Origin of the sequence: Alteromonas sp. KS69 (assembly GCF_003989595.1) — a bacterium.
Taxonomy (GTDB): Bacteria; Pseudomonadota; Gammaproteobacteria; order Enterobacterales; family Alteromonadaceae; genus Alteromonas; species Alteromonas naphthalenivorans.
The window spans coordinates 1-1,745 of sequence record NZ_PYHU01000085.1; the positions used below are offsets into that span (position 1 = coordinate 1).

Annotated in this window: 3 protein-coding genes; all 3 read left to right on the forward strand. The window is 39.5% G+C overall.

Translation table 11 applies throughout. The annotated features are described in order from the left end of the window. On the forward strand, nt 1-381 hold a 381-nt coding region (locus C7Y69_RS21455), incomplete at its 5' end, for an Ig-like domain-containing protein (protein WP_185864218.1). A gap of 18 nt (nt 382-399) precedes the next feature. After that, a complete protein-coding gene (locus C7Y69_RS21460; protein WP_126874112.1) occupies nt 400-831 on the forward strand; it encodes a hypothetical protein in 432 nt (143 codons plus the stop codon). A 4-nt stretch (nt 832-835) separates the two neighbouring features. Further along, a complete protein-coding gene (locus C7Y69_RS21465) occupies nt 836-1,714 on the forward strand; it encodes a thioredoxin fold domain-containing protein (protein WP_013783272.1) in 879 nt (292 codons plus the stop codon). Nucleotides 1,715-1,745 lie beyond the last annotated feature (31 nt).

Below are 1,745 nucleotides of genomic sequence, written 5' to 3' on the forward strand. Positions count from 1 at the left end.
AATGAAGTTGCTGAGTATCGCTTGGCGTTTACCACTGAAAACACGGGTGTAGTGGATAATTCTTACCCAACCCTTACAGCTATGACGCCAGCACATAGCTCAACAGGCAATGCGGTTAATGCGCCTATCGAGATGACTTTCAGTGAGCCACTTGATATTAGAAATATTACGTCTAATCATTCAGGTGGTGAGATTCGAATTTATTCGGGGTCAAATTATTACGACGGTTTTTTCTCATTCAATGGTGATGTCGTTACCTTTTGGCCGACCAATCCGTTGCCGCAAAATACGCAAATTACGATTTATTTACGATATATTAAAGACCGCGTTGGAAATTCATATTGTTGCAGAAGTTATTCGTTCACAACGCAAACCTTGTAAGTCGTTTAAGGAAAGACAATGGAAACAAAAAAAAACGGAGTCATAGTAGTAAGTGTCGGTGTCTTAGCTATAGCGGCACTGGGTTACCTGTTTTTCAGCGAAAATAGTGAACATAGCGAAAATCTGCAATCACTTGCTGGTAATGAAAAATTTGATGAACAGTCCATAGATAAGAACAGGGATAGTAATATCGTAAATGTTCCTGTGGAGTATCCTGATTATCGTCCGAAAGTTGCAGAACAAAATGCGAGTGCTAGCACCGAGAAGAACAACGCTAATGTCGATGCTATGCTACAGGAATCTGAAGAGAAGCTTGTTGCAGCTATTACTTCTTTCAACGATGTACTAGATGATCCAACAGCGCAAAGAGAAATAATAGAACAAAACCAGGAAGCACGTGAAGCAAAGAAAAAGGCTATCCTGCAGAAGCTAAAGAATGGAGACTTGTAGCAGTATGAAGTACCTAATACTCTTTTTAAGTATTTTGTTGGGGTATAGTGGTTTCGCTAAAGCAAATGACACAAACGAACTAAACGCAAAAATAATCCCTACCCCAGAGGTTTATAGTGACTTTTTAATAGAGCCTTGGAAACCGAGTGCACCCAGCGTAATTGTGTTTAAAGATCCCAATTGTGGTTATTGCATTCGTGCACTGAAGGCGCTAGATAAATACAAAGACTACAATGTGTTTATGTTTTGGTCTCCGATCTTGGGTGATTACAGTGACAAACGTGTTGCAGCTATTATGGAGTGTGATGATCCGATTAGTCAGGGCGTTTTTGATGACGTTATTACTCGCAAGCCAATTGAATGCAAAAGTTCGGATGCCCTCAACCACGAACATTTTAGGTTGCAACAACTGAATAAAGAAATTGTTCAAAATTACAACCCTCAGTCAGTGCCTTCTTATTATTTCGGCGGGCAAAAAGTATATCTGAGCTCGTTGAAAAAGTTCAAGCAACAACTCACCAATGGTATTACACCAGTACAACTGGATTGGGCACGATATGAAACATTGCGTTTAAAACAGAGTGGAAATCAAGGGTTAGCTAACGCAATCCTATTTGTATCTAATGAGTTGTCTACCAATAAGAGTCTCATTTCTTCACTGGAAAATGACTTTCGTTACAACTGGCATCTTGCGCAGAGTACTTGTGAAAACAAAAATTGTACAAAAGACGAAGAATCAAATCGCTCGGCAGAGCTGAGACTATTAATGGATGTACCAGAAGGTGCTCAAATTGCTTTAGCGATCGATGGTATGGTTATTCAATCAGAACGCATCAACCAATATCTAAGCAATGACTCTATTAATGCGATCAATGTTCTTTAGTTAATCTGTCCTAGTGTGATTACCAAGGGAT

What these genes read in the sequence shown, in the direction of transcription:
- C7Y69_RS21465 (WP_013783272.1), top strand. Translation starts at nt 836, where the DNA reads ATGAAGTACCTAATACTCTTTTTAAGTATTTTGTTGGGGTATAGTGGT.
- C7Y69_RS21460 (WP_126874112.1), top strand. Translation starts at nt 400, where the DNA reads ATGGAAACAAAAAAAAACGGAGTCATAGTAGTAAGTGTCGGTGTCTTA.